Genomic DNA, 22,340 nt, shown 5'->3' with positions numbered 1-22,340 from the left:
CTTCGCCGGGGCCGTTGGAATGGGGATTTGCCGTGGGATTTTAACGCTTTGCCGTGTCGCGGCTGTGCACGCGCGTACCGGCTGCGTAGGTCTCGAATACGGCGCGGTCGTCGCCGAGCAGCGCGAACGCGAACAGCAGTTCTTCGAGCGATTCGGCGCGCGCGGTGCGGCGCTTGAGCAGCGGGGTGGCCTGCGGGTCGAGCACGACGAAGTCGGCTTCGCTTTGCGGCGCGAGCGTGCCGATCTTGTCGGCGAGATCGAGCGCGGCTGCCGCGCCGGCCGTGGCGAGCCAGAACATGCGCGTGGCCGTCAGGTGATGGCCGCCCATGCGCGCGACCTTGTGCGCTTCGTTCATGGTTTGCAGCATCGAGAACGACGTGCCGCCGCCCACGTCTGTCGCGAGTGTGACGGGCAACTCGGTGGCCTGGGCCTTGTCGAAGTCGAACAGGCCGCTGCCGAGGAACAGGTTCGAGGTCGGGCAGTGCGCCGCGACCGTGCCGGTTTGCGCCATGCGGCGGCGGTCTTCGTCGTCGAGCCAGATGCAGTGGCCGTACACGGCGCGGCGGCGCAGGAGTCCGTAATGATCGTAGACATCGAGATAGCTGCGCTGGCGCGGGAACAGTTCCTTCACCCACTTCACTTCGTCGAGATTTTCGGCGACGTGGCTCTGAATGAAGATGTCGCCGTGCGCCTTCGCGAGCGCCTCGCACGCTTCGAGCTGCGCCTCGGTCGAGGTGGGCGCGAAGCGCGGCGTGAGCGCGTACATCTGGCGGCCGTTGTTATGCCAGCGCGAGATGAGTTCGGCGCTGTCGTCGTAGCCGGTCTGGGGCGTGTCGCGCAGGAACTCGGGGCAGTTGCGGTCCATCAGGACCTTGCCCGCGATCATGCGCATGTTCCGGGACTCGCTCGCCGTGAACAGCGCATCGGCCGATTGCTTGTGCACCGAGCAGTAGACGAGCGCCGTGGTCGTGCCGCACGAGAGCAGTTCGTCGACGAAAAAGCGCGCCGTCTCGAACGCCACGTTTTCATTGGCGAAGCCGCGCTCGGTCGGGAACGTGTAGGTCTCGAGCCACGGCAGCAGGCCCGGCGCCGGCGAGGCGATCATGTCGGTCTGCGGGTAGTGAATGTGCGTGTCGATGAAGCCCGGCACGATCAGCTTGTCGCGCAGGTTGTGCACCGTCGCGCCTTCAGCCACGCGAGCGCTGAGCTCGGACCATGCGCCCGATGCGACCACGCGGCCGTTCTCGACGATCACCACGCCGTCTTCGTGGAAGACGGCAGCGTCGGGCGATTGCGCGGGGTCGCCGGTGAACGTCAACAGTTTTGCGCGATAAGCCGATTGAGTCATGGGAACTTCGTCTCCGAAAAATTCAGGTGTTCATGAGCCGTATGTATGCGCACCGCTCCTGAAAACGCGGCGCGCAAAAGCCCTGGGGCCGGCGCTGGCGCGCCGGTCCTCATCAAGGGTGAAGCCTTAAGCTTGGGGAGCTGCGCGGGATCAGGCCACGGCGCCGCTCCAGTACCGATCGAGCTGCGCGATCAGCGCGGCGCGTTCCTCGGGCGTCACGAAAGACGCCTCGAAGCTGTTGCGCAGGATCGTGTACACCTCTTGGTCGTCGAGCTGCAGCGCCGTGATGATGGCGCTGAAGTTCTCGTTCACGTAGCCGCCGAAGTACGCGGGATCGTCGGAATTGACGGTCACCGCGACGCCTTCGTCGAGCAGCTTTTTGAGCGTGTGCTTCGTCATGTCGTCGAACACGCAGAGCTTCAGGTTCGAAAGCGGGCAGACGGTGAGCGCGACGCGCGTGTCGGCGAGGCGCGTGACGAGCGCCTTGTCCTCGATGCTGCGTACGCCGTGGTCGACGCGGTCGACCTTGAGCAGATCGAGCGCCTCGTAGATATAGGCGGGCGGGCCTTCCTCTCCGGCATGCGCGACGAGCTTCAGCCCTTGCGCGCGCGCCTTCGCGAACACGCGCTCGAATTTCGAGGGCGGATGGCCGCGCTCCGACGAATCGAGACCCACGCCGATCATGCGCGGATAGCGCGCGAACAGCGGCAGCGCGGCATCGAAGGTGGCGAGCGCGTCGGCTTCGCTCAGATGGCGCAGGAAGCAGAGGATCAGCTTGCTCGTGAGGCCGCGTTTTTCGGCGTCGGCGAGTGCGCGGTCGACGCCCGCGACCACCGTTTCGATCGGCACGCCGCGTTCGGTGTGCGTTTGCGGATCGAAGAATATTTCGGTGTGCACGACGTTGTCCGCGAGCGCGCGCTCGCAGTAGGCCATCGTCATGTCGTAGAAGTCCTGCTCGTTGAGCAGCACGCTCGCGCCTGCGTAATAGATGTCGAGGAACGACTGCAGGTCGGTGAACGCGTAGGCCGCGCGCAGCGCTTCGATCGACTCGTAAGCGAGCTCGACGTGATTGCGCTGCGCGAGCGCGAAGATCAGCTCGGGTTCGAGCGAGCCTTCGATGTGGATGTGCAGCTCGGCCTTCGGCGCGCGCGCCGCTTTTTGTACGAGCGCTGCGAACGGGTTGACGGTGGGCGTGATGGTCATGGTTGGATCGATCGGTTGCGTTCAGTGGTTGACATCACGCGGAATGGATCGTGCCGGTAGCGGACGTTCCGGTAGCGGACGTGCCGGTAACCGCAACGGCTGCATGCCCAGGCGTGCCGGCGGCCGCCGCCGACGCCTCGATCGCCTGCAGCAATTGCGCGGCGGCCGAGATCGCGATGACTTCGGGCGACTTGTCGACGATGCCGTCCACGCCGAGCGGGCAGTGCATGCGCGCGATCTGCAGCGGATCGATGCCGCGCGCGGCGAGCCGGTGCTCGAACTGCTTGCGCTTCGTGTGCGAGCCGATCATGCCGAAGAACAGGAAGTCGCCGCGACGCAGGATGCGCTCGGCAAGATCGAGGTCACGCGAATGATCGTGCGTCATCACGATGAAGCTCGTGCCCGGCGGGGCAGCGTCAATGGCTTCGTCAGGTGCGTCGTTGGCATCGATCGTGACGTTGGGCGCATTGAGCGCCGCGAACGCTTCCGGCGAGGGAAACGCGGCGTCGCGCTCGTCCACCCAGCGCACCCGGCAGGGCAGCGTGCCGAGCACGCGCACGAGCGCCGCGCCCACATGGCCCGCGCCGAACAGCACGACGGGCCGCTCGTTGGGCGCGATCGTTTCGGTGAGCAGCATCGTGCCGTCGTCGTGATGGTTACCATCGCCCGGCGCGCCCGTGTCCCACAGCAGGCAATCGGGCGATTCCACGCCGGGCTCGGGTTCCGAAAGCAAAACTGTATCGGCCGCCGAGGCATCCGTCAGGTCGGTTTCTGTGCCGGAAGGCGCTCCATTCCGCGAGGAGCGGAATGATACGCTACGAACCGTCGAGGCGCCCGCCGCGAGCCGGCGGGCCAGCGTGGCGAGCCAGCCGAGGTCGGAGACGTCGAGCCGCTCGAACGCAAGGACGACTGCTCCGCCGCAGCACTGGCCGAGGCTCGGCCCGAGCGCGAATCGCTCGAGGCGGCGCGCATGCGGCGTGCGCATGCCGTCGCGCAATACCTGGCGCGCGGTCTCGATGGCCTTCCATTCGAGATGGCCGCCGCCGATCGTATGACGGGCCGCTTCGCGCGTGACGATCATCTTCGTGCCGGCTTCGCGCGGCACCGAGCCTTCGGCGCGCGCGACGGTCACGAGCACGGCGGCATCGCCGTGCGCTAGCAGGTGTTGAAGGTCGGTGACCCAGGCTTGCATCGGGCGGTTCTCCTACTTGACGACAGCTTCTGTTGGGGCGGCGGCCGGCACGCTTGCCGCGTGCTCGCGCAGGGCGTCGAGCGCCCCGATTGCATGAAGGATCGCCTCGGGCGTGGCGGGCGCATTGAGCGGCGCGGCTTCGCGGGCCTCGGGCACGGCCGCGCCGATTGCCTCGCGGATCGCGAGCAGCACCGAGAACGGCAGCAGCAAGGGCGGCTCGCCCACGGCCTTCGAACGGAACACAGTGGGCTCGGCGTTTTCGTTGCGATAGAGCTGGACGTGAAACGCCGCGGGCGTATCGCTGATCGCCGGAATCTTATAGGTGGAGGGCGCGTGCGTCATGAGCTTGCCGTCGCGGTTCCACCACAGCTCCTCGCTCGTGAGCCAGCCCATGCCCTGGATGAACCCGCCTTCCACCTGGCCGATGTCGATGGCCGGGTTGATCGACTGGCCGGCGTCGTGCAGCAGGTCGGCGCGCACGAGCTTCCATTCGCCCGTGAGCGTGTCGACGACCACTTCCGACACCGCCGCGCCATAGGCAAAGTAATAGAACGGATGGCCGGTGAGCGTGCGCGCGTCCCAATGGACCGTGGGCGTGGCGTAAAAGCCGTCGGACCACAGTTGCACGCGCTTCAGATACGCGGTTTCTACGAACTCGGCGAAGGCGATCGCCTTGCCGTTCACTCGCACCAGGCCATCTTCGAACGCGACGTTTTCGGGCGCGCCGCCGTACTGCGTGGCGGCGAGCGTGGCGAGGCGCGTGCGGATCGCGAGCGCCGCGTCTTCGGCGGCCTTGCCGTTCAGGTCGCTGCCGGTCGAGGCGGCGGTGGCGGACGTGTTCGCCACCTTCGACGTGTCGGTGGCGCTCACGCGCAACTGCGCGAGCGGCAGTCCGAATACGCCCGCGACCACCTGCGCGACCTTCGTGTTGAGCCCCTGGCCCATTTCGGTGCCGCCGTGGTTCACGAGCACGGAGCCGTCGCGATAGACGTGCACGAGCGCGCCCGCCTGGTTCAGATGCGGGACGTTGAACGAGATGCCGAACTTCACCGGCGTGAGCGCGATGCCGCGCTTGAGCACTGGGCTCGTGCGGTTGAACGCGGCGAGCGCGGCGCGGCGCGCGGCGTACTGGCTCGACGCGAGCAACTGCTCGGTGAGCGGCGCGAGCACGTTGTCCGCGACGCGTTGCCCGTAGGGCGTGACGTCCCGTTCGCCGATGCCGTAGTAGTTCGCGCGGCGCACGTCGAGCGGATCGCGGCCGAGCGCGCGGGCGATGCCGTCGAGCATCACCTCCATCACGAGTGCGCCCTGCGGGCCGCCGAAGCCGCGGAAAGCCGTGTTCGACTGCGTGTTGGTCTTGCAGCAGAGCGCGACGATTTCGACGTCCGAAAGATAGTAGGCGTTGTCGAAATGGCAGACCGCGCGCGTGGCGACCGCGCCCGAGAGATCGGCGGAATAGCCCGCGCGCAGCGCGATTTCCACGCGCGCGCCGAGCAGGCGTCCTGCGTCATCGTAGCCGGCTTCATATTCGTAGAGCGCGTCGTGGCGCTTGCCGGTGATGAGGAAATCGTCGTCGCGGTCGGCGCGCAGCTTCACGGGGCGGCGCAGCTTGTACGCGGCCAGCGCCGCCACGCAGGCGAACAGCGCCGATTGCGATTCCTTGCCGCCGAAGCCGCCGCCCATGCGCCGGCATTCGCACATTACGCGGTGCGCGGGCCAGCCGATCAGATGCGCGATCAACTGCTGCATCTCGCTCGGGTGCTGCGTCGAGCTGTAGACGAGCATGCCGTCCTGTTCCTCGGGCAGCGCATAGGCGACCTGACCTTCGAGATAGAACTGCTCCTGGCCGCCTACGGCAAACGTGCCGGCGATGCGGTGGGGCGCTGCCGCGATGCGCGCCGCCGGCTCACCGCGCGTGAGGCGCAGCGGCGGCAGGACGTACTGCTGGCGCGCTTTCGCTTCGGCGATGTCGAGCACCGCTTCGAGCGGCGCGTAGCGCACGACGTCGTCGCTGGCGGCGAGCGCGGCCGCGCGGCGGGCGAGTTGATGGCTCGTCGCGATTACGGCGAAAACGGGCTGACCGAGATACTGCACTTCATCTTGCGCCAGCACCGGGTCGTCGTGCAGGACCGGGCCGCAGTTGTTCTCGCCGGGAATATCGGCGGCGCTCAGGACCACGACGACGCCGGGCATGGCGCGCACGCGCGCGAGATCGAGCGCCACGATGCGCGCATGTGCGTGGCGCGACAGGCCGAGCGCGGCGTGGAGCGTGCCGTGCAGTTCGGGGATGTCGTCGGTGTAGCGCGCCTCACCGCTCACGTGCAGGTCTGCGGACTCGTGTGGCAATGGCGCGCCGAGCGCCGCTTGCGTTGACTGCGCAGCGGTTTGTGCGGCGGGTTGCACGATAAGCGGATCGGACTGGCGGTTCATGATGCGTCTCCCGCAAGCGTTGCGCCCGGGCCTACGCCGGTTTCGTCGACGACTTCCGCCTCGGAGGCAAACACGAAGGCGTTCACGTCACACAGTGCGAGCGGCGCGTCGTCGCGCGTTTCCAGCCAGCAGCGCCAGAGCAGATTGCGCGCGACCTTCAGGCGATACGCGGCGCTCGCGCGCATGTCGGTGAGCGGCTGATAGTCGGCGTCGAGCACGGCCATGGCGCGCTGCGCGGCCGCTTCGTTCCACTGTGCGCCCGCGAGCGCTGCTTCGGCGTGGGCGGCGCGCTGCGGTATCGCGGCCATGCCGCCATACGCGATGCGCGCGTTCGCGATTGCGCCATCCTCGCCGGTCTCGAGCGCAAACGCCGCGCAAACCGCCGAGATATCCTGGTCGTAGCGCTTCGACACCTTGTAGGTGCGAAACCGCAGTGTCGGCGCGGGGCGCGGCACGCGGATCGCTTCAACGAACTCGCCCGCTTCGAGCACGTTCTTCTGATAGCCCGTGTAGAACGCCGCGAGCGGCAGCGTGCGCACACGCGCAGCGCGGCGCAGGATCACCCCGGCGTCGAGCGCGAGCAGCGCCGGCATCGAGTCGCCAATCGGCGAGCCGTTCGCCACGTTGCCGCCCAGCGTACCCGCGTTGCGGATAGGCAGCGAGGCAAAGCGCGCCCACAGTTCCGCGAGTTCGGGGTAGTCGACGGCGAGCGCCGCGTAGGCCTCTTCGAGCGGCACAGCCGCGCCGATCGTGAGCGTCTGCGCGTCGCGCTCGACACGCTTCAGCTCGGCGACCTGCCCGGTATAGAGCACGTCGCCCAGATCGCGAAGCTGCTTGGTGACCCACAGGCCGACGTCGGTGCCGCCCGCGAGCACGCGCGCCTGCGGATGCTCGGCGCGCAGCGTGGCGAATGCTTCGAGCGTGCGCGGTGCAAAAAACGTGGCGTGGCCGTGCGCGGCGCCGCGGGCGTCGGGGCCCCGATAGTCGAAGGTGTCGCTGCGCGCGATCGAGCGCAGCGCAGCTTCGAGCGGCTCGCGCGCGAGTGCGACGCGCGGATAGCTCGTCGTGTCGAACATGCGCTGTGCTGCGTCGATGATCGGCCGGTAGCCGGTGCAGCGGCACAGATTGCCGGAGAGCGCCTGATCGATTTCGTCGCGCGCGGGCAGGCCGGCATCGGCGCCCTGGCGCTCGTAGAGCGCCCACATCGACATGACGAAGCCGGGCGTGCAGAAGCCGCACTGCGAACCGTGGCAGTCGACCATCGCTTGCTGGACGGGGTGCAGCGTGCCGTCGGGCGCGCGCAGGTCTTCGACCGTGAAGAGCGCGCGGCCATCGAGTGTTGGAAGAAACTGAATGCAGGCGTTGACCGCCTTGAGCGCGAGACGACCTTCCTCGTCGAGTTCGCCGAGCACCACCGTGCAGGCGCCGCAATCGCCTTCCGCGCAACCTTCCTTGGTGCCGCAGGCATGCAAGTCCTCGCGCAGGTGTTGCAGCACGGTGCGCGTGATGGGCGCGTCATGCACTTCGTGCACGGCGCCACGATGGACGAAGCGGATGGTTTGCGTTGTCATCTGAAAAACCCGGGAGACATTGCGGATCAGGCGCGCGTTACGCAGGGAACCGGGGCGCCTCGACTGTCAGTCCGGCCTCGCGCACGTAGATCGCCATCCAATCCCGAATTTAGCACCGACAGGGGCCGGAAAGTATCCTTTCTGGAAGATGGGGGTTATGCGACGGCGGCAATGAGCGTGCGCGACATGGTCCGGCCCTTCGGGGCGGTCAAACGGAGGAGGGAGAGGCAGCCGGGCCAGCCGCGGTGGGGAGGGAGAGGGCGCCGCCGGCGCCCAGGACATGAGGCCGGGCGCGGCGCGCGAGGAGGCCGGAAACCCGGAGGCTGGGAGCTTAACGGCGGATGCCGGGCCATGCCACCTGGCGGCGGCGGTTGCGCCACAGGCTTGCGACCACCGCGAGGAACATGACCGCGAATGCGAGCACCGACCAGAGCGGCAACGTGAGGCCGAGGATGGGCGGGTAGGTGGTCTCGCACAGGCCCTGGACCTTGAAGACGCCGGGCAGCCAGTGCGCGGGCGGCAGGGCGTCGACGATGGGCTGGAGCGTGTCGAAGCCGCAACTGAAGTTCGGGACCGCCTGCACCCAGGCGAGTCGCGCGGAGGCGACAATGCCGCCCGCCGCCGAAAGCGCGACGAGCGCCTCGAGGGTGCGCACGGCGCGCCAACTGGCGAAGCGGGCGCCGAGGAATGCGAAGATCGCAATCAGGATGAAAAAGTAGCGCGTGAGGATGCACAGCGGGCACGGGTCCTGATGCTCGGCGTACTGGAAATACAGGGCGCCGCCCAGCAGCGCGAGACAGATCAGGCCGAGGAGGACCAGCAGGCCGCGCTCGCGGCGCAGCAGCGCGTTATCGTCGTTCATGTAGCTCGTTTGTTCGGCTCGTTTATTCGGGTTGGATCGCGCAGCCGGTGTCAAGCAAATCCAGACCGGTGCGCCTGCAACGGCGTTTCGGGATTCTAGCGCGAAGGGGATGCAGCGCGAGCGGGCGCTTTTGACCGCGCGCAGGCTGCGTCCGCGTGTCCGCCGAACTACGGCCTCGCCCCATGTCGTTACCGCAGTGGTGCGAGCACCGCTTCCACGCCGCGGCCGATCGCGAGGATTGCATCATCGGCGTAGGGCGCGCCGGCCAGCATCAGTCCCACCGGCGCCTCATCGGGATGGTGGATCGGCAGCGAGAGCGCGCAGGCGTCGAGGAAGTTGAATGCGCTCGGGTTGCGCAGCACGAGTGCGTTGGTGCGCGTGAACGCTTCGTCGTCGGCGACGAGCGGGGCGAGCGCAGGCGGCGCGATCGGCACGGTCGGAGCGATCACGGCGTCGAAGCGCGACCAGAGCGTCGCTTGCGCCTCGTCCATCATGGCGGCGCGCGCGGCGATCAGATCGAGATAGTCGGCGGCGCTAGCGGGCTTGCCCTTGAGGATGCGCACGAGCACGCGCGGGTCGTACTGATCGCTGTGCTGGGCGAGCAGCGGCCGGTGCCACGCGTAAGCCTCGATCGGCGAGAAGCCGAAGCGGTTGATTTCGGCCATGCGCTCGAATGCCGAAAAACGCACTTCGTTCACGATCGCGCCCGCTGCGTCGAGGTGCTTGAGCGCGGTGTCGAGCGCTTGCGCCACGTGGGGCTCGATGCCGTCCGTCACATAGTTCGTGAGCACGCCGATGCGCACGCCGTCGAGGTGGCGTGCCGCGCTCACGTGCGGCGGCAGTCCGGCGAGGATGCGGTCCACGAGCGCGCAGCACGCCACCGTATTGCCGACCGGGCCGAACGAGTCGAGCGTGGGCGAGAGCGGCACGCCGCCCGCTTTCGGGATGCGTGCAGCCGTGGGCTTGAAGCCGGTGAGGCCGCAGAACGCCGCCGGAATGCGGATCGAGCCGCCCGTATCGGTGCCGAGCGCGACGGCGGCCATGCCATCGGCGACCGAGGCCGCCGCGCCCGACGACGAGCCGCCCGCGACGCGCTCGCCGCCCGCCACGCCGCGCTGGTAAGGCGAGAGCGGCGTGCCGTAGTGCGGGTTCAGACCCAGCCCCGAGAACGCGAATTCGCTCATGTTGGTGCGGCCGACGAGCACCGCACCCGCGTGGCGCAGGCGCTCGACCGCTGCGGCATCGGCGCTCGCGGGCGCCGCGTTCGCGAGCGCCGTGGAGCCGGCGCGCGTGACTTCGCCTTGCACGTCGAACAGGTCCTTCACCGAGACGGGAATGCCGGCGAGCGGCGACAGCACGGTGCCCGCCGCGCGCAGTCGGTCGTGCGCATCGGCTGCGGCGCGCACGCGCTGGGCGTCGACGTGCGTGAATACGGCGGCGCCCTGGCCGCCCGGCGCGGCGATGCGCTCGAGCGCGGCTTCGGCGAGCGCGCGGCTCGTGGTGCGGCCCGCGGCGAGGTCGGCGGCCAGTTGGGCGAGCGGCGGGAACGGCGCGAAGGGGGATGAGATGGAAGGCATGGCGGCGGGGAGCATCGATGGCAACATTGGACGGAGGCGCCGCGGACGGATGGCGCCTGGACATTGCGGCCATGCGCTGCGGCAAGGGACACATCATTGTAGATCGCGAATTTTTCCCGAGGGCCGATTTGGCGCGCCGCGCTCATCAGGTAACATGCACTTTTCGACAGGATTTTGTAAGGATAATCCGCGCATGCATCAGGGAATCGGCTTCATTCAGGATCTGGCAGTCGTGATGGCGATCGCGGGGATCGTCACCGTGCTGTTTCATCGCCTGAAGCAGCCGGTGGTGCTCGGCTATATCGCGGCGGGCGTGATCATCGGGCCGTACACGCCGCCGTTCCAGCTGATTCACGATGAGCAGACCATCCAGACGATGGGCGAGCTCGGCGTGGTGTTCCTGATGTTTTCACTCGGCCTCGAATTTAGTTTGCGCAAGCTGTTTCAGGTGGGCGCGACCGCGATCGTCGCGGCGCTCTCCGAAATCGTGGTGATGCTGTGGATCGGCTACCAGATCGGCCGCGTGTTCGGCTGGGCCCCGATGGACTCGCTATTTCTCGGCGCGATCCTCGCGATTTCGTCGACCACCATCATCGTCAAGGCGCTCGCCGACCTCGGCGTGAAGCGCGAGCGGTTCGCGCAGCTCGTGTTCGGCATCCTGATCGTCGAGGACATTCTCGGCATCGCCATGCTCGTGCTGCTCGGCGGCATTGCGCAGACAGGTGAGCTCTCGCCGGGCATCGCGTTCGTCACGCTCGGCAAGCTGCTGCTGTTCATGACGGTTTCGCTGCTCGCGGGCATCCTCGTCGTGCCGCGCGTGCTCGGCTACGTGGCGCGCGTGGGCAGCGACGAGATGCTGCTCATCTCGGTGCTGGGCTTTTGCTTCGGCTTTTGCCTGCTGGTCGTGAAGCTCGATTACTCGATTGCGCTCGGTGCCTTTCTGATCGGCGCGATCATGGCCGAATCGCGCCATCTGCCGCGCATCGAGCATCTGGTCGCGCCGCTGCGCGATGCGTTCTCGGCCATCTTCTTCGTAACGATCGGCCTGATGCTCAATCCGCTCGTGCTGGTCGATTACGCGTGGCCGATCGCGGTGATTTCGTTCGCGGTGGTGTTCGGCAAGCTCGTCTCGTGCGGGCTCGGCACCTTCCTCGCCGGTCACGACGGCCGCACGGCGATGCGCGTTGGCATGACCGTCTCGCAGATCGGCGAGTTCTCGTTCATCATCGCCTCGCTCGGCCTCACGCTGAAGGTGACGAGCGGTTTTCTCTATCCGATCGTGGTGACCGTCTCGGCGATCACGACGCTCACCACGCCGTATCTGATCCGCTTCGCCGATCCGCTCTCGAAGCGGCTCGCGCGCGCGATGCCGCCCGCGATGTCGAATGTCTTCGGCATGTATAGCCAATGGCTGCGTTGCCTGATGCCGCGCCCGACGGGAGCGCAAGGTCCGACGCTGTTCTCGCTCACGAAGCGCATCGTCGTGCAGGTCGCGGTGAATCTCGCGCTGGTGTCGGCGATTTTCATCGGCGCCTCGTATGGCGCGCGCTACGCGCTGCCGCTGCTCGCGAACTGGGTGCCGGACGAGCGCATCCAGCGCGTGGTGCTATGGAGCGCCGCGCTGCTGCTCGCGATTCCGTTTCTGGTGGCGGTGTGGCGCAAGACCAAGACGCTGGCGCTCCTGCTTGCCGAAGTGAGCGTGCAGCCCGAAAAGGCGGGGCGCTTCACGCGAGCGTTGCGGCATGCGATTGCCGAACTCGTGCCGGCGGTTTCGATGATCGGCGTGTTCGTGCTGGTCGCTGCGCTGTCGGGGACGATCCTGCCGCCTACGGGTTTTCTGGTTGGCGTGCTGGTATGCGCGGCGGTGCTCACGATGCTGCTGTGGCGCTGGTGCGTGAAGATTCACGCGAGCATGCAGATTGCGCTGCGCGAAACTTTCGACGAGCAGCCGGATCCGTAAGGTTGGGGCGCGCTCAATCGCAACGGATTGCAACAGAGTGCGAGCGATTGTGCACGGAGGTGGCGGCAACAGGCCGTGCGACGCATAATCGGAACCCTGTTCATTCGTTCGCGCGTCCGGCGCGCCTGACCCTACGTCATGAGCGAAAACAAATCCGAACACTCCGAGGTTCCTGACGGCGCTGACCGTCCTGTCAATACTGGTGCGCCCGGTGCTCCAGGCGCCTCCAGCGCGTCCACTCCTTCTGGCGCAACACCGTCTGGCGAGGCCGCGCAGCGCGCGTCGACCGACTCGCCCGCGAGCGCATCGGCGGTAACGCCGGAAGCAGCCGGCGCGCCGCGCATTCCGATCGAGGTGGTGGGCGAAGCGGGTAAAGAGGCGCCCGCACCCACTGGGACCACGGCGCAGGCCGCCGCCCATCCCGCGCCGCCGCAGGCCGCGGCCGGCACACGGCCGGGCGCCGCGCCGGCGGGATTCGGCCAGGCGCCCGACTTCACCGCGCAGCATCCGCCACCGCCGGGCTCCATTCCGTCCGATCCGCCACGCTATTTGCGGCCGAGCGACTCGGCGTGGTCGGTGTTCGGCCGCATCGTCGCCGCGCGCGCCCGGCAACTGTTCGACCGCGCCGGTCAGCGCATCACGCAGCGGACGTTGCGCATCGGCGTGTCGGCGCGCATCTTTCACCCGGAGCCTGGCGCCCAGGGCCTGCGCGGCAAGACGCTGCAATATCTCGAAGAGTCGATTGCGCATTGGGTCATGTCGCGCGACGTGATCGTCTTCATGATTCCGACGGTCGGTCATCAGGGCATGCTGCACCCGAGCAACATCCGGCTGCGAGACTATGCGAAGCATCTCGACGGCCTCCTGCTGCAAGGCGGCGCCGACGTCTCGCCGCAAACCTATGCGGAGACCGCGCCACGTCCCGAATGGCCCGGCGACCGCGTGCGGGACATGTACGAACTGGAACTGCTGCACGAATTCATCGAGTCGGGCAAGCCGGTGCTGGGCGTATGCCGCGGTTGTCAGCTTATCAACGTCGCGTTCGGCGGCTCGCTTTATCAGGACATCGCCACCGACGTTCCCACGGCGGGCGTGCACGTGAGCGAGCATTACGATCAGCACCGTCACGCGGTCACCTTTCCCGAAGGCTCCTCGCTGGCCAGCATGTTCCCGGGCCGGCGCGAGGCCATCGTCAACTCGATCCACCATCAGGCGGTCAAGAGCCTCGGCCGCGATCTGACGGTCGAGGCCGTTTCATCGGGTGACGGCCTGATCGAAGCGGTGCGCTACCGGCGCTCGCCGTTCGTCGTCGGCGTGCAATGGCACCCGGAGTTTCACCGCGCGGGCGGCCCGGAACTGCTCGACTGCACCCCGCTTCTCGACACGTTTCTGCGCGCCGCGCGCGAGACGCGCTTCTGACGGAAAGGGGGCGGAACGAGGGCAAGAAGGGAGGCGAGAGCCTCCCTTCTGACGTTTACCGGCATCGCCTGGTATGCGTCCAATATTCCGATGGATGAGTAGGTGATTTCGGACAAGCAATTGGTCATTCCTTCGGTTATCCGAAATTAATCGACGTTTATGAGATTTTCTGGCGGCGATAATAAGCGGTTACTCGGAATCCTGAACGGACAGGCAGTCATGAAGCAATCAACCCCGCTGCGTCGCGCCTTGCTGGGCGCCGCGGTTTTTACGCTCTTGCAGCACGGCGCAGCCGCATGGGCCGGCGCACCCGCCAGCGATATCGCTCCGGTGGCGGGCAACCGGCCGTCGCTCGGCAGCTTGACGCCGCAGCCGGCGAATACGCCGCCGCTCGCAGACATCGTGGACGATCAGGCGACTGCGGGGGCCACGCAGGGTGACGTCGGCACGCTCATGCAGCTCATCCATGATTCGCAGCTGGTCGAGTTGCGCACGACGTACAACGCCAGCTATGGCGCGAGCCTGTTCTTCTATCCGCCTGAAATGACCTACTACGTCGTGTTATTCCAGGACAAGCATTTTTGGAGAGTGATTCGCTCGCAGGAAGACGCGCGCGCGGAAGCCATCTACGCGAATTTCGTGCAGCAGACCCAGCGTCTCGCCGAGGTCGAAATTCGCCGGACCCAGATCGAGGCGCAAAAGGCGTTCATCGATCGGGTAATCGCGCTCAATGAGGATCGCGCACGCCGGCTGCAGGCGGATCTCGACGTCGCGCGCACGCAACAGGCCCGCGTCGACGACTACCAACGCCAGATGCAGGGCAATACGCGGGCGCTCAATGCCGAGAAGATCCAGGCGCAGGCCCAGTTGCGCGATCTCCAGAATCAGGTGGAGCAATTGCAGCGCGCGACGGAGGCGGGTTTGCCTGGCTCCCGGCGCCAGGATGCTGTCAGGAACTAGCCTGGATCGTGTCGTGCCGTTGCAATGTGGCGGCGGCACGACATGCCAGGACTGGCAGAGAAGCAGAACGTACAAAAAGCCCGACGCAGTGACTGCGCCGGGCTTTTTGCTGTGTTGCTGTTTCTGCTTCGGGACTTGCCCAGAGGTCTACTTCGCGAAGTGGTCGGGCACTTCGGTCACGCGGCGTTGCGAAACGTGATTCACCCAATCCGTGTTGTCGACGTTCACGGTTGCGCTGCTTGTCGGACGCGGTGCCGCGCGCTTGCCTGCGTATGTCGACAGCGATGAGTAGTCGCTACTTGACATGCCACCTGGCTGGAAGGGCGAGTAGCCGGAGGCTTCCGAATACGCGCCCTGGGTGCGCTGGGTGGTTACGAGCGGCGCGCTGCGATGCGGTGTGAAGTCGTGTGCCGGATGGCGACGGCTTTCACCGTGCGCGGAGCGCGTTCCGGTTTCGACGGCCTGGCGGGCCTTCGTGGCGCTGGCCGTTGCGCCATTCGTGCGCGTTGCCTTGGAGGTCAATGTGCCGCGTAGCGGGGCGCCTGGGTTCGTGCGTGCCGCGAAAACCGGCCGCTCGGCCTTTGCCGGACCTGAGGCCGTGGAGGTTGCGGGGCCACGGGCGACTGCCGGGGCAGGCGCTGTACCGGGCGTGACGATGATGGGCGACGATGCCGGGCTTTGACGCCGCGTGGCGTTGGCCGCTGCCGTTTGCATGGCCGTGCTTCGTGCCGCCGTGGCAGGTGTGCTCGCCGGTGCGTACTGATCGGCACGGGGGGCGGCGGACGTGGCGAGGTCGTGTCGCGCACGTTCGTCGGAAAGGCGTGCCGATGCGCTTTCGTCGCGGTTCGAAGCGGGGGGCGCCGGCGTGTGCAGAACCGCATTGTTTTTGCCGTCGCCGAATGGCGCATGGCTTGCCACGATCCATGTGAGCAGCACTGCGCCACCAATGGCAACCGCTGTGGCTGTCAGTTTGTGTGATGGCGGCGGAATGCGCTCGACGCGCCGGGCAGGTCGTGCGCCGGCTGCCGTGCGCTGCAAGGTCTCGGCGGCGGCCTGCTGGGCCTGCGCGGCGTTGAGCGGGCTGCCTACGGGTGCCGCAGCGGGACGCGGCGGTTCAGGCGTGAAGCGGCGCTGCAGGTCCCAGCGACAGACTTTGCGAAACGCTTCCGCGCTCAGGCACACCGTGCGCAGGAGGGCCGCATAGAACGCCTGAAGTTCGGTGCGCAGGCTGAAGTGGGGGGCATGAGCGCCCACTCGCGACCAAATGGCGGCGGGACGCGGTTGAGTGGACGCATGCGCGGCATCGCGAGTGCGCCTTCCACCTGAACTAACGGATAAGTTGACATGGATTTCTCGCTGCCTTGGCGGGATGGGCACCAGAACACGGTGGAACCCGAAAGACGCGCGGTTTGCCAGCGCTGTCGTGCTTTGTACGTCTGTACGGGTCAATCGTTTGGATCCGAATGATGCAAGCGAGACTTAGGGCAATCTATCGGAAACGTCTGAAAACCGGACGAAAACTGCCGTCGATACGTGTTCCGGGCTGTGCCAATCGCTATCTCATTTTTGTTATGCGGCGTCGAGCCGATAGACGTAACGCAGCGCGGTAATGTCGATGCCGCCCATATGGTCGGGCTCCGCCCCCGAATATTGCCAGCCTTGCCGCTCATAGAATTCGATTGCGGGCGTATTGCCTTCGAGCACGTAGAGATAGAGCCGGGATTCGCCTTGGGCGCGCGCCCACGCCTGGGCGGCCTGCATGAGCCGCTTGCCCACGCCGATGCCCTGATGCCCCGGCAGGGCGTGCAGATTGTCGAGCAACGCGCCCCAGGGCGAGCCGGGCTGACGCTCGGCGCAGACGAAGCCGACCGGCGTGCGGCTTTCCGGTTGTTCCCCGAGTTCGGCGATCAGCACGAGGCGGCGGTCCTCGCCGGGCGCCTCCATGCGCGCGCGCCAGTATGCGGCGCGTTCGGTATCGACTTCCCGTTCGAGGAATGCGGCGGGCAGCAGATCGCGATACGCGGCTTGCCAACTCGCGGCATGCATGGCGGCGAGCAGCGGGGCGTCGGCAGTCGTGGCCGGGCGCAGTGTGAGGGCAGGGGCGGTGGGCATGCTGGGCATTGGATATCTGCTGTCGGGCCTCAGGCCTCGCGTAGCGCAGCGGCGACGCGTGCGACCACCTCGTCCCATGCGCCGGGCCGCAGCTGGCGCACGAGGTGCGCGCGTGGATACCAGGGGCTCGCGTCGGTGCCGGTGAACCAGCGCCAGTCGGCGGCGAACGGCAGCATCAGCCAGAGCTTGGCGCCGAGCGCGCCCGCGAGGTGGGCAATCGACGTGTCGATGGAGACCACGGCGTCGAGGCGTTCGATGACGGCAGCGGTGTCCGCGAAATCCTCCAGCCTGCCATCCAGCCGGTGGATGGTGCGCGCACGCGGATGCGCATCGAGCGCCGCGTGCTCAGCCTCGCTCAGGTTCGGCTGGAGCACGATCCAGTCGATGCCTTCGAGCGCGAACAGCGGCTCTAGCGCGGCGAGCGGCAGCGAGCGGTTTTCGTGCTTCATGATGCGGCCCGACCAGGCAAGGCCGATTTTGCGCTTGGCTTGCCCGCCGAGCGAGCCGCGCCATTTGCGCCGATAGGCGGGCGGGGTCGCAAGATAGGGTATGGGCGCAGGCACGGTTTCGTAAGTCGTGCCGAGCGCAAGCGGCAGCGAGAGCAGGGGGCAGTGCAGGTCGACGGTTGGTCGCGGCGCGCCTTGTTCGATCAACGTAATGCGCGCGACGTGGGCAGCCGGCGCGATGAGCGGCACTAGCGGCGCCTGGACTTCGAGCACGATGCGCGCGCCGCTGTGTGCGAGTGCCACGACGTTCGGCACGAAGCGCACGAACTGGAGCGTGTCGCCGAAGCCTTGCTCAGCGTGAATGAGTAGTGTGCGGCCGACAAGCGGCTCGCCGCGCCAGCGGGGCACGGCGGTGAGCGCGGTTGCCGCGGCATCGCGATTCACGGGCGGCGCGGTGATCATCATGATGTCGGCGGCGTGCGCGCCATTCGCGACGCCCGTGACGCCACCGACGCTTTCGCGTGCGGCCGGGTCGAGCCGCCACTCGTAGGCGGCAAGGCCGCGCTGGAAATCGCCGAGCGTCAGCAATATCAGTGCGCGGTTCAGATGCGCGGCCGCGAGATCGGGCCGTACGCGCAGCGCCTCGTCGAAGGCGCGCAGCGCGGCGGCGTGGCGCCCGAGCGCGTGCTGCGCCGAGCCGAGCGCGAGCCACGCGAGCGCGAACTTCGGATCGAGGCCGATCGCGCGCTCGTACGGGCCGAGCGCCTCTTCGTGCCGCCCGAGCGCCGCCAGCGCATTGCCGAGTCCGAACAGCGCGGGCGGGAATTGCGGCTGCAGCGCGAGGGCGGTTTCGAAGCCCGCGACGGCTTGCGCGTGATAGCCGGTGGCGTCGAGCGTGTTGGCCAGGTTGAAATGCGCGGCGACGAAACGCGGCTGGAAGCGCAGTGCCTTCTGGAACTGCTCGACGGCGCCCGCGCAGTCGCCGAGCGCGTTGAGCGCCATGCCGAGATTGTTGTGCGCGCCGGCATGGCCCGGACGGATCTTGAGCGCGCGGCGGAACGCCTCGGCGGCGTCGGCATGGCGGCCGAGCGCGTGCAGGGCGTTGCCGAGATTGTTATGCGACGAGGCGTCGCCGGGCTGCAGGCGCACCGCGTGGCCGAACGCGTACATCGCGTCCTCGTGGCGGCCGACCGCCGCGTAGGCGTTGCCGAGGTTATAGTGCGCGAGCGCGAACGCGGGCGCCAGCGTGAGCGCATTGCGAAAGCGCTCGATCGCGCCCTCGAGTTCGCCGAGCGCCTTCAACGCATTGCCGAGATTCAGCTGGAGCGCGGCGTCGTCGGGCCGCAGCGAGACCGCGCGGCGCACGAGGTCCGCGGCTTCGGCGTGCTGGCCCTGCTGATGCCGCAGCACGCCGAGCATGTGCAGCGCATCGACGTGCACGGGATCGGCGGCGAGCGTCGCGCGGTAGCCGCGCTCGGCGTCGTCCAGCCGGCCGTCGCGATGTGCGGCGTACGCGCGGACAAAAACCTGTTCCATGACTGAAAGACAAATACGGGGAGTGACGAAGGCGGCATTTTCCCACACTCGGATGGGTGCTCCCCGAACCTCGCGTGCGCGGCCTTCCAGCGCGGCTTGACCTGTTGCCGTACCGCAACTAACATTTGAACATCTGTTCATATGTTTGGGCCGTCGCCATGTTGTCGTATCCCGAAGACGAGCGCGTCGCGCCGCTCGCCGACCTGTTCCGCCTGCTCGGCGATCCCACCCGCCTGCGCATCGTGCTGGCCTGCGTGCAGAGCCGTCGCGCGGTGGGCGCGATTGCCGATGCGCTGGGTTTGTCGTCGTCGCTCGTGAGCCATCATCTGCGCCTGCTGCGCGCCGCGCGCATCGTGCGGGCCGAGCGCGAAGGCAAACAGGTGTTTTACGCCGGCGCTGACGCGCATATCAGCGCGATGCTCGCGGGGATGCTGGAGCACGTGGCCGAGCCGGTCTCCACCTGGCAGGAGCTCACGTGACGCGCGCGGATTCCGGGCATGCAGGCGAGGGCGCCGCGCCACGGCATGGGCATGGCGCTCACGACCACGGCTACGACCATCCCGGCCACGCACACGCCGACCACCACGACCACGGCGCACACGGCCACCATCATCACCATCACGCGCCGGCCTCGGGCCATGGCCGTGCGTTCGCGTTGGCTGTCGCGCTGAACATCGTGATCGTGGTGGCGCAGACGGTGTATGGCGTGATCGCACATTCCACCGCGCTGCTCGCCGACGCCGGCCACAACTTCTCCGACGTTCTCGGTCTGCTGCTCGCCTGGGGCGCCGCATGGCTCGCCACGCGCCGGCCTTCGGCGCGCTATACGTTCGGCTTCGGCAGTTCGTCGATCCTTGCTTCGCTCGCGAACGCGGCGCTGCTGCTCGTCGCCTGCGGTGCGATTCTTGCCGAGGCGATCGGCCGTCTGCTGTACCCCGCGCCCGTGGCCGGACTCGACGTGTTCATCGTCGCCACGCTTGGCCTCGTGATCAACGGCTTCTCGGCGTGGCTCTTCATGCGCGGCCAGAAGGACGATCTCAACATTCGCGGCGCCTTCCTGCACATGGCCGCCGACGCGGGCGTCTCGGCGGCGGTTGCCGTGAGCGGCCTCGTGATCCTGGCGACGGGCTGGAGCTGGGTCGATCCGGCGATGAGCATCGTCGTCGTGCTCGTGATCGTGCACGGCACGTGGGGGCTGTTGCGCGAGTCGGTGCGGCTTGCGCTCGCAGCGGTGCCCGAAGGTGTCGATATCGAGCGCATCCGCGGCTTTCTTGCTCAGCAGCAGGGCGTGACCGATGTGCACGATCTGCACGTCTGGGCGCTCTCCACCACGGGTAACGCGCTTTCCGCGCATCTCGTGATGCCGGCCGGCCATCCTGGCGATGCCGTGCTCGACGCTATCGTGAGCGCGCTCGGTACGCAATTCCGCGTGAAGCATGTGACCTTGCAGGTGGATTTGGGCACGAGCGCGCATCGCTGCTCGCTCGACGGCGCGCCGCATCTTCATCCCTGAGCCATTCCTGAGCGTGCGCGAGCGTTGCCGGGACTCCGCTGGCCGCATCGGGGCGCTCAACGGGGCCAGGAGCGGGCGTACACTACGTCTCAAGTCGATCGCATGGAGGTCTGCATGACCGTGGCTTTTTCCCAGCCGTCCGTGCTCATCGTCGGCGCGGGGCCGACCGGTCTCGCCGCCGCCTTGAGTCTTGCCCGCGCGCGCATTCCGGTCCGCCTGATCGATCGCGCGCGAGAGCCCGGGCGTCACACGCGCGCGATTGGCATTCAGGCGCGCACGCTCGAACTCTTCGAGCAGCATCGGATTATCGAGCCCTTTCTCGAGCGTGGTCATCGCGCGCACGTCGCCAATCTCTATTCGAACGGCCAGCGCCGCGCGCGCCTCGACTTCGATCCATTGTTCACGCGCTATCCGTACTTGCTGTTCATCGATCAGAGCGAGACCGAGCGCATTCTCGCGGCGCAGCTCGCGACGCTTGGCGTCGAGGTCGAGCGCGGCGTCGAGCTGATCGAATTCAATCAAGGTTCCGCGAGCGTGAGCGCCGACGTGCGTCTTGCCAACGGTCGCACCGAAGCGTTGCGCTGCGCCTGGATGATCGCCGCCGATGGCGCGCACAGCACGGTGCGTCACCACCTGGGCATGAAGTTCGATGGCGAGTCGAGCGAGCAATCGTTCTTGCTCGCCGATATCGCCGCGAGCACGCCGTGGCCCGAAGACGAGTTCCATGTGTTCGCATCGGGCGACGGGCTTGCCGCGATCTTTCCGTATGGGCGCGGGCGCTATCGTCTGATGGCCGATCACAAGGCGATGCTGCCGGCACCACCCGAAGGCGCGCCGCCCGTGCCGACGCTTGAAGAATGCCGCTCGATCGTCGAGCGCCGCATCCACCATCTCGTCTCGGTCGCCGACATGACCTGGGCGTCGTATTTTCACGTGAATAGCCGCATGGTGCGCTTTCTGCGCGCGGAGCGCGTCTTTCTCGCCGGAGATGCCGCGCACGTGCACAGCCCCGCAGGCGCGCAAGGCATGAACACGGGCATTCAGGAGGCGTTCAATCTGGGCTGGAAGCTCGCGCGCGCATTGGGCGGCGCGCCGGACCGGCTGCTCGATACGTACCACGCCGAGCGTTATCCGATCGAGCGCATCGTGCTGCGGCAGACGAGCTTCATGACGCAACTGGTCGAAGCCGATCACGGACCGCTCAAGCTATTGCGCGAGCGCGTGATGCCGGCGCTGGTCGCGCTCGGTCCGCTGCGCGATGCGGCGCGCGAGGCGTTGAGCGAGTTGTCGATCCAATACCGGCGTAGCGCGCTCACGCTCGAGCGCGTGCTCGACGGCGGACCGCGCGCGGGCGAGCGCGCGCCCGACGCCCTCGTGCGGGTGGTCGATGGGCCGCTTGGCAAGGCGCCAGGCAAGGGCCGCATCTTCGATCTGCACGATCCGGCGAGCTTCTCGCTGTTCCTGCTGGTGGACGACGACGCGGTGCGCGCCGTGGAAGCCGCCGAACATGCGCAGCCGGATGGCCCGGCGAGCGTCGCGAGCGTTCTGGGCGCGACCGGCACAGCAAACGCGGTTGCCGCGCTCAGGCCGTTTGCCGAGGCGGTCGAACGGGTGTTGCCGCAGGCGGTGCGGGTCTGGTGGGTGGCGGATCTGCCGGACAGCGAGGCGCCGTTGGCGGGCGAGGGCGCGCCCTCGCTCAGCGATGCCTATGGGCGCACGCGGCCTGCGTTCTATTTCGTGAGACCGGATGGCTACATCTGCGCGCGCGGCCGAACGGGATCGGACCTGCACGGCTTGCTGCGCCATTGCGAGACGTGGTTTACGCCTGCGTCCGCGCCCCGGCCCGAGGCGCAGTAGGTCGATTGCGTTGAGGCAGGACAGTGCTCGTGCGAAGCGGGGCTAAGGCGCACGGTGTGCGCGCTTCGCCCCGCTCTTCATACAGCGCTGCGATCAAGCCGCCGCTGCGGGCGTGAGCGAGTCGCGGTGCCGCGTGAGCGCGGCGGCCACGATCTCGGTGAAGCCGGCTTCCCGGGCCCCTGCATCGGCCGCCGTGCCGTCGAGCGCCGCCAGCAGCGTGCGGCGCATGCGCGGCTCCCAGAACTTGCGGATGTGCTCGGCGATGCCCGTGAGCGCTTCATCGCGATCGGGCAGCGAGTCGAAGAAACTGCCGATCTGGTTCGCCATTTCGATCAGGTGGTCTGCTTTCATCGC

General features: G+C 67.6%; 17 protein-coding genes. 6 read left to right on the top strand and 11 right to left on the bottom strand.

Features of this window, described 5'->3' with window-relative positions; translation table 11 throughout:
* Positions 1-40 precede the first annotated feature (40 nt).
* From guaD to P5W98_RS10465, 7 genes are all read right to left on the bottom strand, one after another.
* On the bottom strand, positions 41-1,348 hold the full coding sequence (gene guaD / locus P5W98_RS10495) for a guanine deaminase (RefSeq protein ID WP_421024476.1): 1,308 nt from the start codon (positions 1,346-1,348) through the stop codon (positions 41-43).
* Between the two features lie 150 nt (positions 1,349-1,498).
* Positions 1,499-2,551, bottom strand: coding sequence for an adenosine deaminase (locus P5W98_RS10490; RefSeq protein ID WP_421024475.1), 1,053 nt, complete (start codon positions 2,549-2,551; stop codon positions 1,499-1,501).
* Positions 2,552-2,585: 34 nt separating this feature from the next.
* A complete protein-coding gene (gene xdhC, locus P5W98_RS10485) occupies positions 2,586-3,743 on the bottom strand; it encodes a xanthine dehydrogenase accessory protein XdhC (protein ID WP_421024474.1) in 1,158 nt (385 codons plus the stop codon).
* 12 nt (positions 3,744-3,755) lie between these two features.
* Positions 3,756-6,173 carry a xanthine dehydrogenase molybdopterin binding subunit gene (xdhB, locus tag P5W98_RS10480; RefSeq protein WP_421024473.1) on the bottom strand — a complete coding sequence of 806 codons (2,418 nt, stop codon included), beginning with the start codon at positions 6,171-6,173 and terminating at the stop codon, positions 3,756-3,758.
* Entirely contained in the window at positions 6,170-7,744 is a 1,575-nt protein-coding gene (gene xdhA, locus P5W98_RS10475; protein ID WP_421024472.1) for a xanthine dehydrogenase small subunit, read from the bottom strand. The genes xdhB and xdhA overlap by 4 nt, the downstream gene beginning before the upstream one ends.
* A gap of 331 nt (positions 7,745-8,075) precedes the next feature.
* Positions 8,076-8,606: a disulfide bond formation protein B gene (locus P5W98_RS10470; RefSeq protein ID WP_213293727.1), complete on the bottom strand. Its 531-nt coding sequence runs from the start codon at positions 8,604-8,606 to the stop codon at positions 8,076-8,078.
* Between the two features lie 188 nt (positions 8,607-8,794).
* Positions 8,795-10,183, bottom strand: coding sequence for an amidase (locus tag P5W98_RS10465; RefSeq protein ID WP_421024471.1), 1,389 nt, complete (start codon positions 10,181-10,183; stop codon positions 8,795-8,797).
* Between the two features lie 193 nt (positions 10,184-10,376).
* Between P5W98_RS10465 and P5W98_RS10460 the strand changes: the two genes are divergently transcribed.
* The 3 genes from P5W98_RS10460 to P5W98_RS10450 all read left to right on the top strand — a co-directional run bounded on the left by P5W98_RS10460 (position 10,377) and on the right by P5W98_RS10450 (position 14,522).
* Positions 10,377-12,143, top strand: coding sequence for a cation:proton antiporter (locus tag P5W98_RS10460; protein ID WP_421024470.1), 1,767 nt, complete (start codon positions 10,377-10,379; stop codon positions 12,141-12,143).
* Between the two features lie 138 nt (positions 12,144-12,281).
* Positions 12,282-13,562 (top strand): gamma-glutamyl-gamma-aminobutyrate hydrolase family protein, encoded by a 1,281-nt coding sequence (locus tag P5W98_RS10455; protein WP_421024469.1) that lies wholly within the window; start codon positions 12,282-12,284, stop codon positions 13,560-13,562.
* A 219-nt stretch (positions 13,563-13,781) separates the two neighbouring features.
* Entirely contained in the window at positions 13,782-14,522 is a 741-nt protein-coding gene (locus P5W98_RS10450) for a DUF2968 domain-containing protein (protein WP_421024468.1), read from the top strand.
* A gap of 147 nt (positions 14,523-14,669) precedes the next feature.
* Here the strand turns inward: P5W98_RS10450 and P5W98_RS10445 are convergent, their stop codons facing one another.
* The 3 genes from P5W98_RS10445 to P5W98_RS10435 form a co-directional block, all read right to left on the bottom strand.
* The gene (locus tag P5W98_RS10445) at positions 14,670-15,776 is read right to left on the bottom strand and encodes a hypothetical protein (RefSeq protein ID WP_421024467.1); all 1,107 of its coding nucleotides are present in this window, start codon (positions 15,774-15,776) and stop codon (positions 14,670-14,672) included.
* Between the two features lie 315 nt (positions 15,777-16,091).
* A complete protein-coding gene (locus P5W98_RS10440) occupies positions 16,092-16,634 on the bottom strand; it encodes a GNAT family N-acetyltransferase (RefSeq protein ID WP_421025250.1) in 543 nt (180 codons plus the stop codon).
* A 29-nt stretch (positions 16,635-16,663) separates the two neighbouring features.
* Entirely contained in the window at positions 16,664-18,616 is a 1,953-nt protein-coding gene (locus tag P5W98_RS10435; RefSeq protein ID WP_421024466.1) for a tetratricopeptide repeat protein, read from the bottom strand.
* Between the two features lie 158 nt (positions 18,617-18,774).
* On the opposite strand from P5W98_RS10435, the gene P5W98_RS10430 reads away from it, so the two are divergent.
* The 3 genes from P5W98_RS10430 to P5W98_RS10420 all read left to right on the top strand — a co-directional run bounded on the left by P5W98_RS10430 (position 18,775) and on the right by P5W98_RS10420 (position 21,986).
* On the top strand, positions 18,775-19,095 hold the full coding sequence (locus P5W98_RS10430; protein ID WP_421024465.1) for an ArsR/SmtB family transcription factor: 321 nt from the start codon (positions 18,775-18,777) through the stop codon (positions 19,093-19,095).
* Positions 19,092-20,129, top strand: coding sequence for a cation diffusion facilitator family transporter (locus P5W98_RS10425; protein ID WP_421024464.1), 1,038 nt, complete (start codon positions 19,092-19,094; stop codon positions 20,127-20,129). Before P5W98_RS10430 ends, P5W98_RS10425 begins: the two co-directional genes overlap by 4 nt.
* 114 nt (positions 20,130-20,243) lie before the next feature.
* Complete coding sequence (locus tag P5W98_RS10420) at positions 20,244-21,986, top strand: FAD-dependent monooxygenase (protein WP_421024463.1); 1,743 nt, start codon at positions 20,244-20,246, stop codon at positions 21,984-21,986.
* 93 nt (positions 21,987-22,079) lie between these two features.
* Here the strand turns inward: P5W98_RS10420 and P5W98_RS10415 are convergent, their stop codons facing one another.
* Positions 22,080-22,337 carry a formate dehydrogenase subunit delta gene (locus tag P5W98_RS10415; RefSeq protein WP_421024462.1) on the bottom strand — a complete coding sequence of 86 codons (258 nt, stop codon included), beginning with the start codon at positions 22,335-22,337 and terminating at the stop codon, positions 22,080-22,082.
* Positions 22,338-22,340: the final 3 nt, after the last annotated feature.

It is taken from the genome of Paraburkholderia sp. A1BS-2L, assembly GCF_051125205.1.
GTDB lineage: Bacteria > Pseudomonadota > Gammaproteobacteria > Burkholderiales > Burkholderiaceae > Paraburkholderia.
This window is presented reverse-complemented; position numbering and strand designations above follow the sequence as displayed.

Coding starts and splice junctions, on each gene's coding strand:
- P5W98_RS10465 (WP_421024471.1), bottom strand. CDS start 10,183: ATGCCTTCCATCTCATCCCCCTTCGCGCCGTTCCCGCCGCTCGCCCAA.
- xdhB (WP_421024473.1), bottom strand. CDS start 6,173: ATGAACCGCCAGTCCGATCCGCTTATCGTGCAACCCGCCGCACAAACC.
- P5W98_RS10435 (WP_421024466.1), bottom strand. CDS start 18,616: ATGGAACAGGTTTTTGTCCGCGCGTACGCCGCACATCGCGACGGCCGG.
- P5W98_RS10420 (WP_421024463.1), top strand. CDS start 20,244: ATGACCGTGGCTTTTTCCCAGCCGTCCGTGCTCATCGTCGGCGCGGGG.
- guaD (WP_421024476.1), bottom strand. CDS start 1,348: ATGACTCAATCGGCTTATCGCGCAAAACTGTTGACGTTCACCGGCGAC.
- xdhC (WP_421024474.1), bottom strand. CDS start 3,743: ATGCAAGCCTGGGTCACCGACCTTCAACACCTGCTAGCGCACGGCGAT.
- P5W98_RS10470 (WP_213293727.1), bottom strand. CDS start 8,606: ATGAACGACGATAACGCGCTGCTGCGCCGCGAGCGCGGCCTGCTGGTC.
- xdhA (WP_421024472.1), bottom strand. CDS start 7,744: ATGACAACGCAAACCATCCGCTTCGTCCATCGTGGCGCCGTGCACGAA.
- P5W98_RS10440 (WP_421025250.1), bottom strand. CDS start 16,634: ATGCCCACCGCCCCTGCCCTCACACTGCGCCCGGCCACGACTGCCGAC.
- P5W98_RS10415 (WP_421024462.1), bottom strand. CDS start 22,337: ATGAAAGCAGACCACCTGATCGAAATGGCGAACCAGATCGGCAGTTTC.
- P5W98_RS10450 (WP_421024468.1), top strand. CDS start 13,782: ATGAAGCAATCAACCCCGCTGCGTCGCGCCTTGCTGGGCGCCGCGGTT.
- P5W98_RS10455 (WP_421024469.1), top strand. CDS start 12,282: ATGAGCGAAAACAAATCCGAACACTCCGAGGTTCCTGACGGCGCTGAC.
- P5W98_RS10430 (WP_421024465.1), top strand. CDS start 18,775: ATGTTGTCGTATCCCGAAGACGAGCGCGTCGCGCCGCTCGCCGACCTG.
- P5W98_RS10490 (WP_421024475.1), bottom strand. CDS start 2,551: ATGACCATCACGCCCACCGTCAACCCGTTCGCAGCGCTCGTACAAAAA.
- P5W98_RS10460 (WP_421024470.1), top strand. CDS start 10,377: ATGCATCAGGGAATCGGCTTCATTCAGGATCTGGCAGTCGTGATGGCG.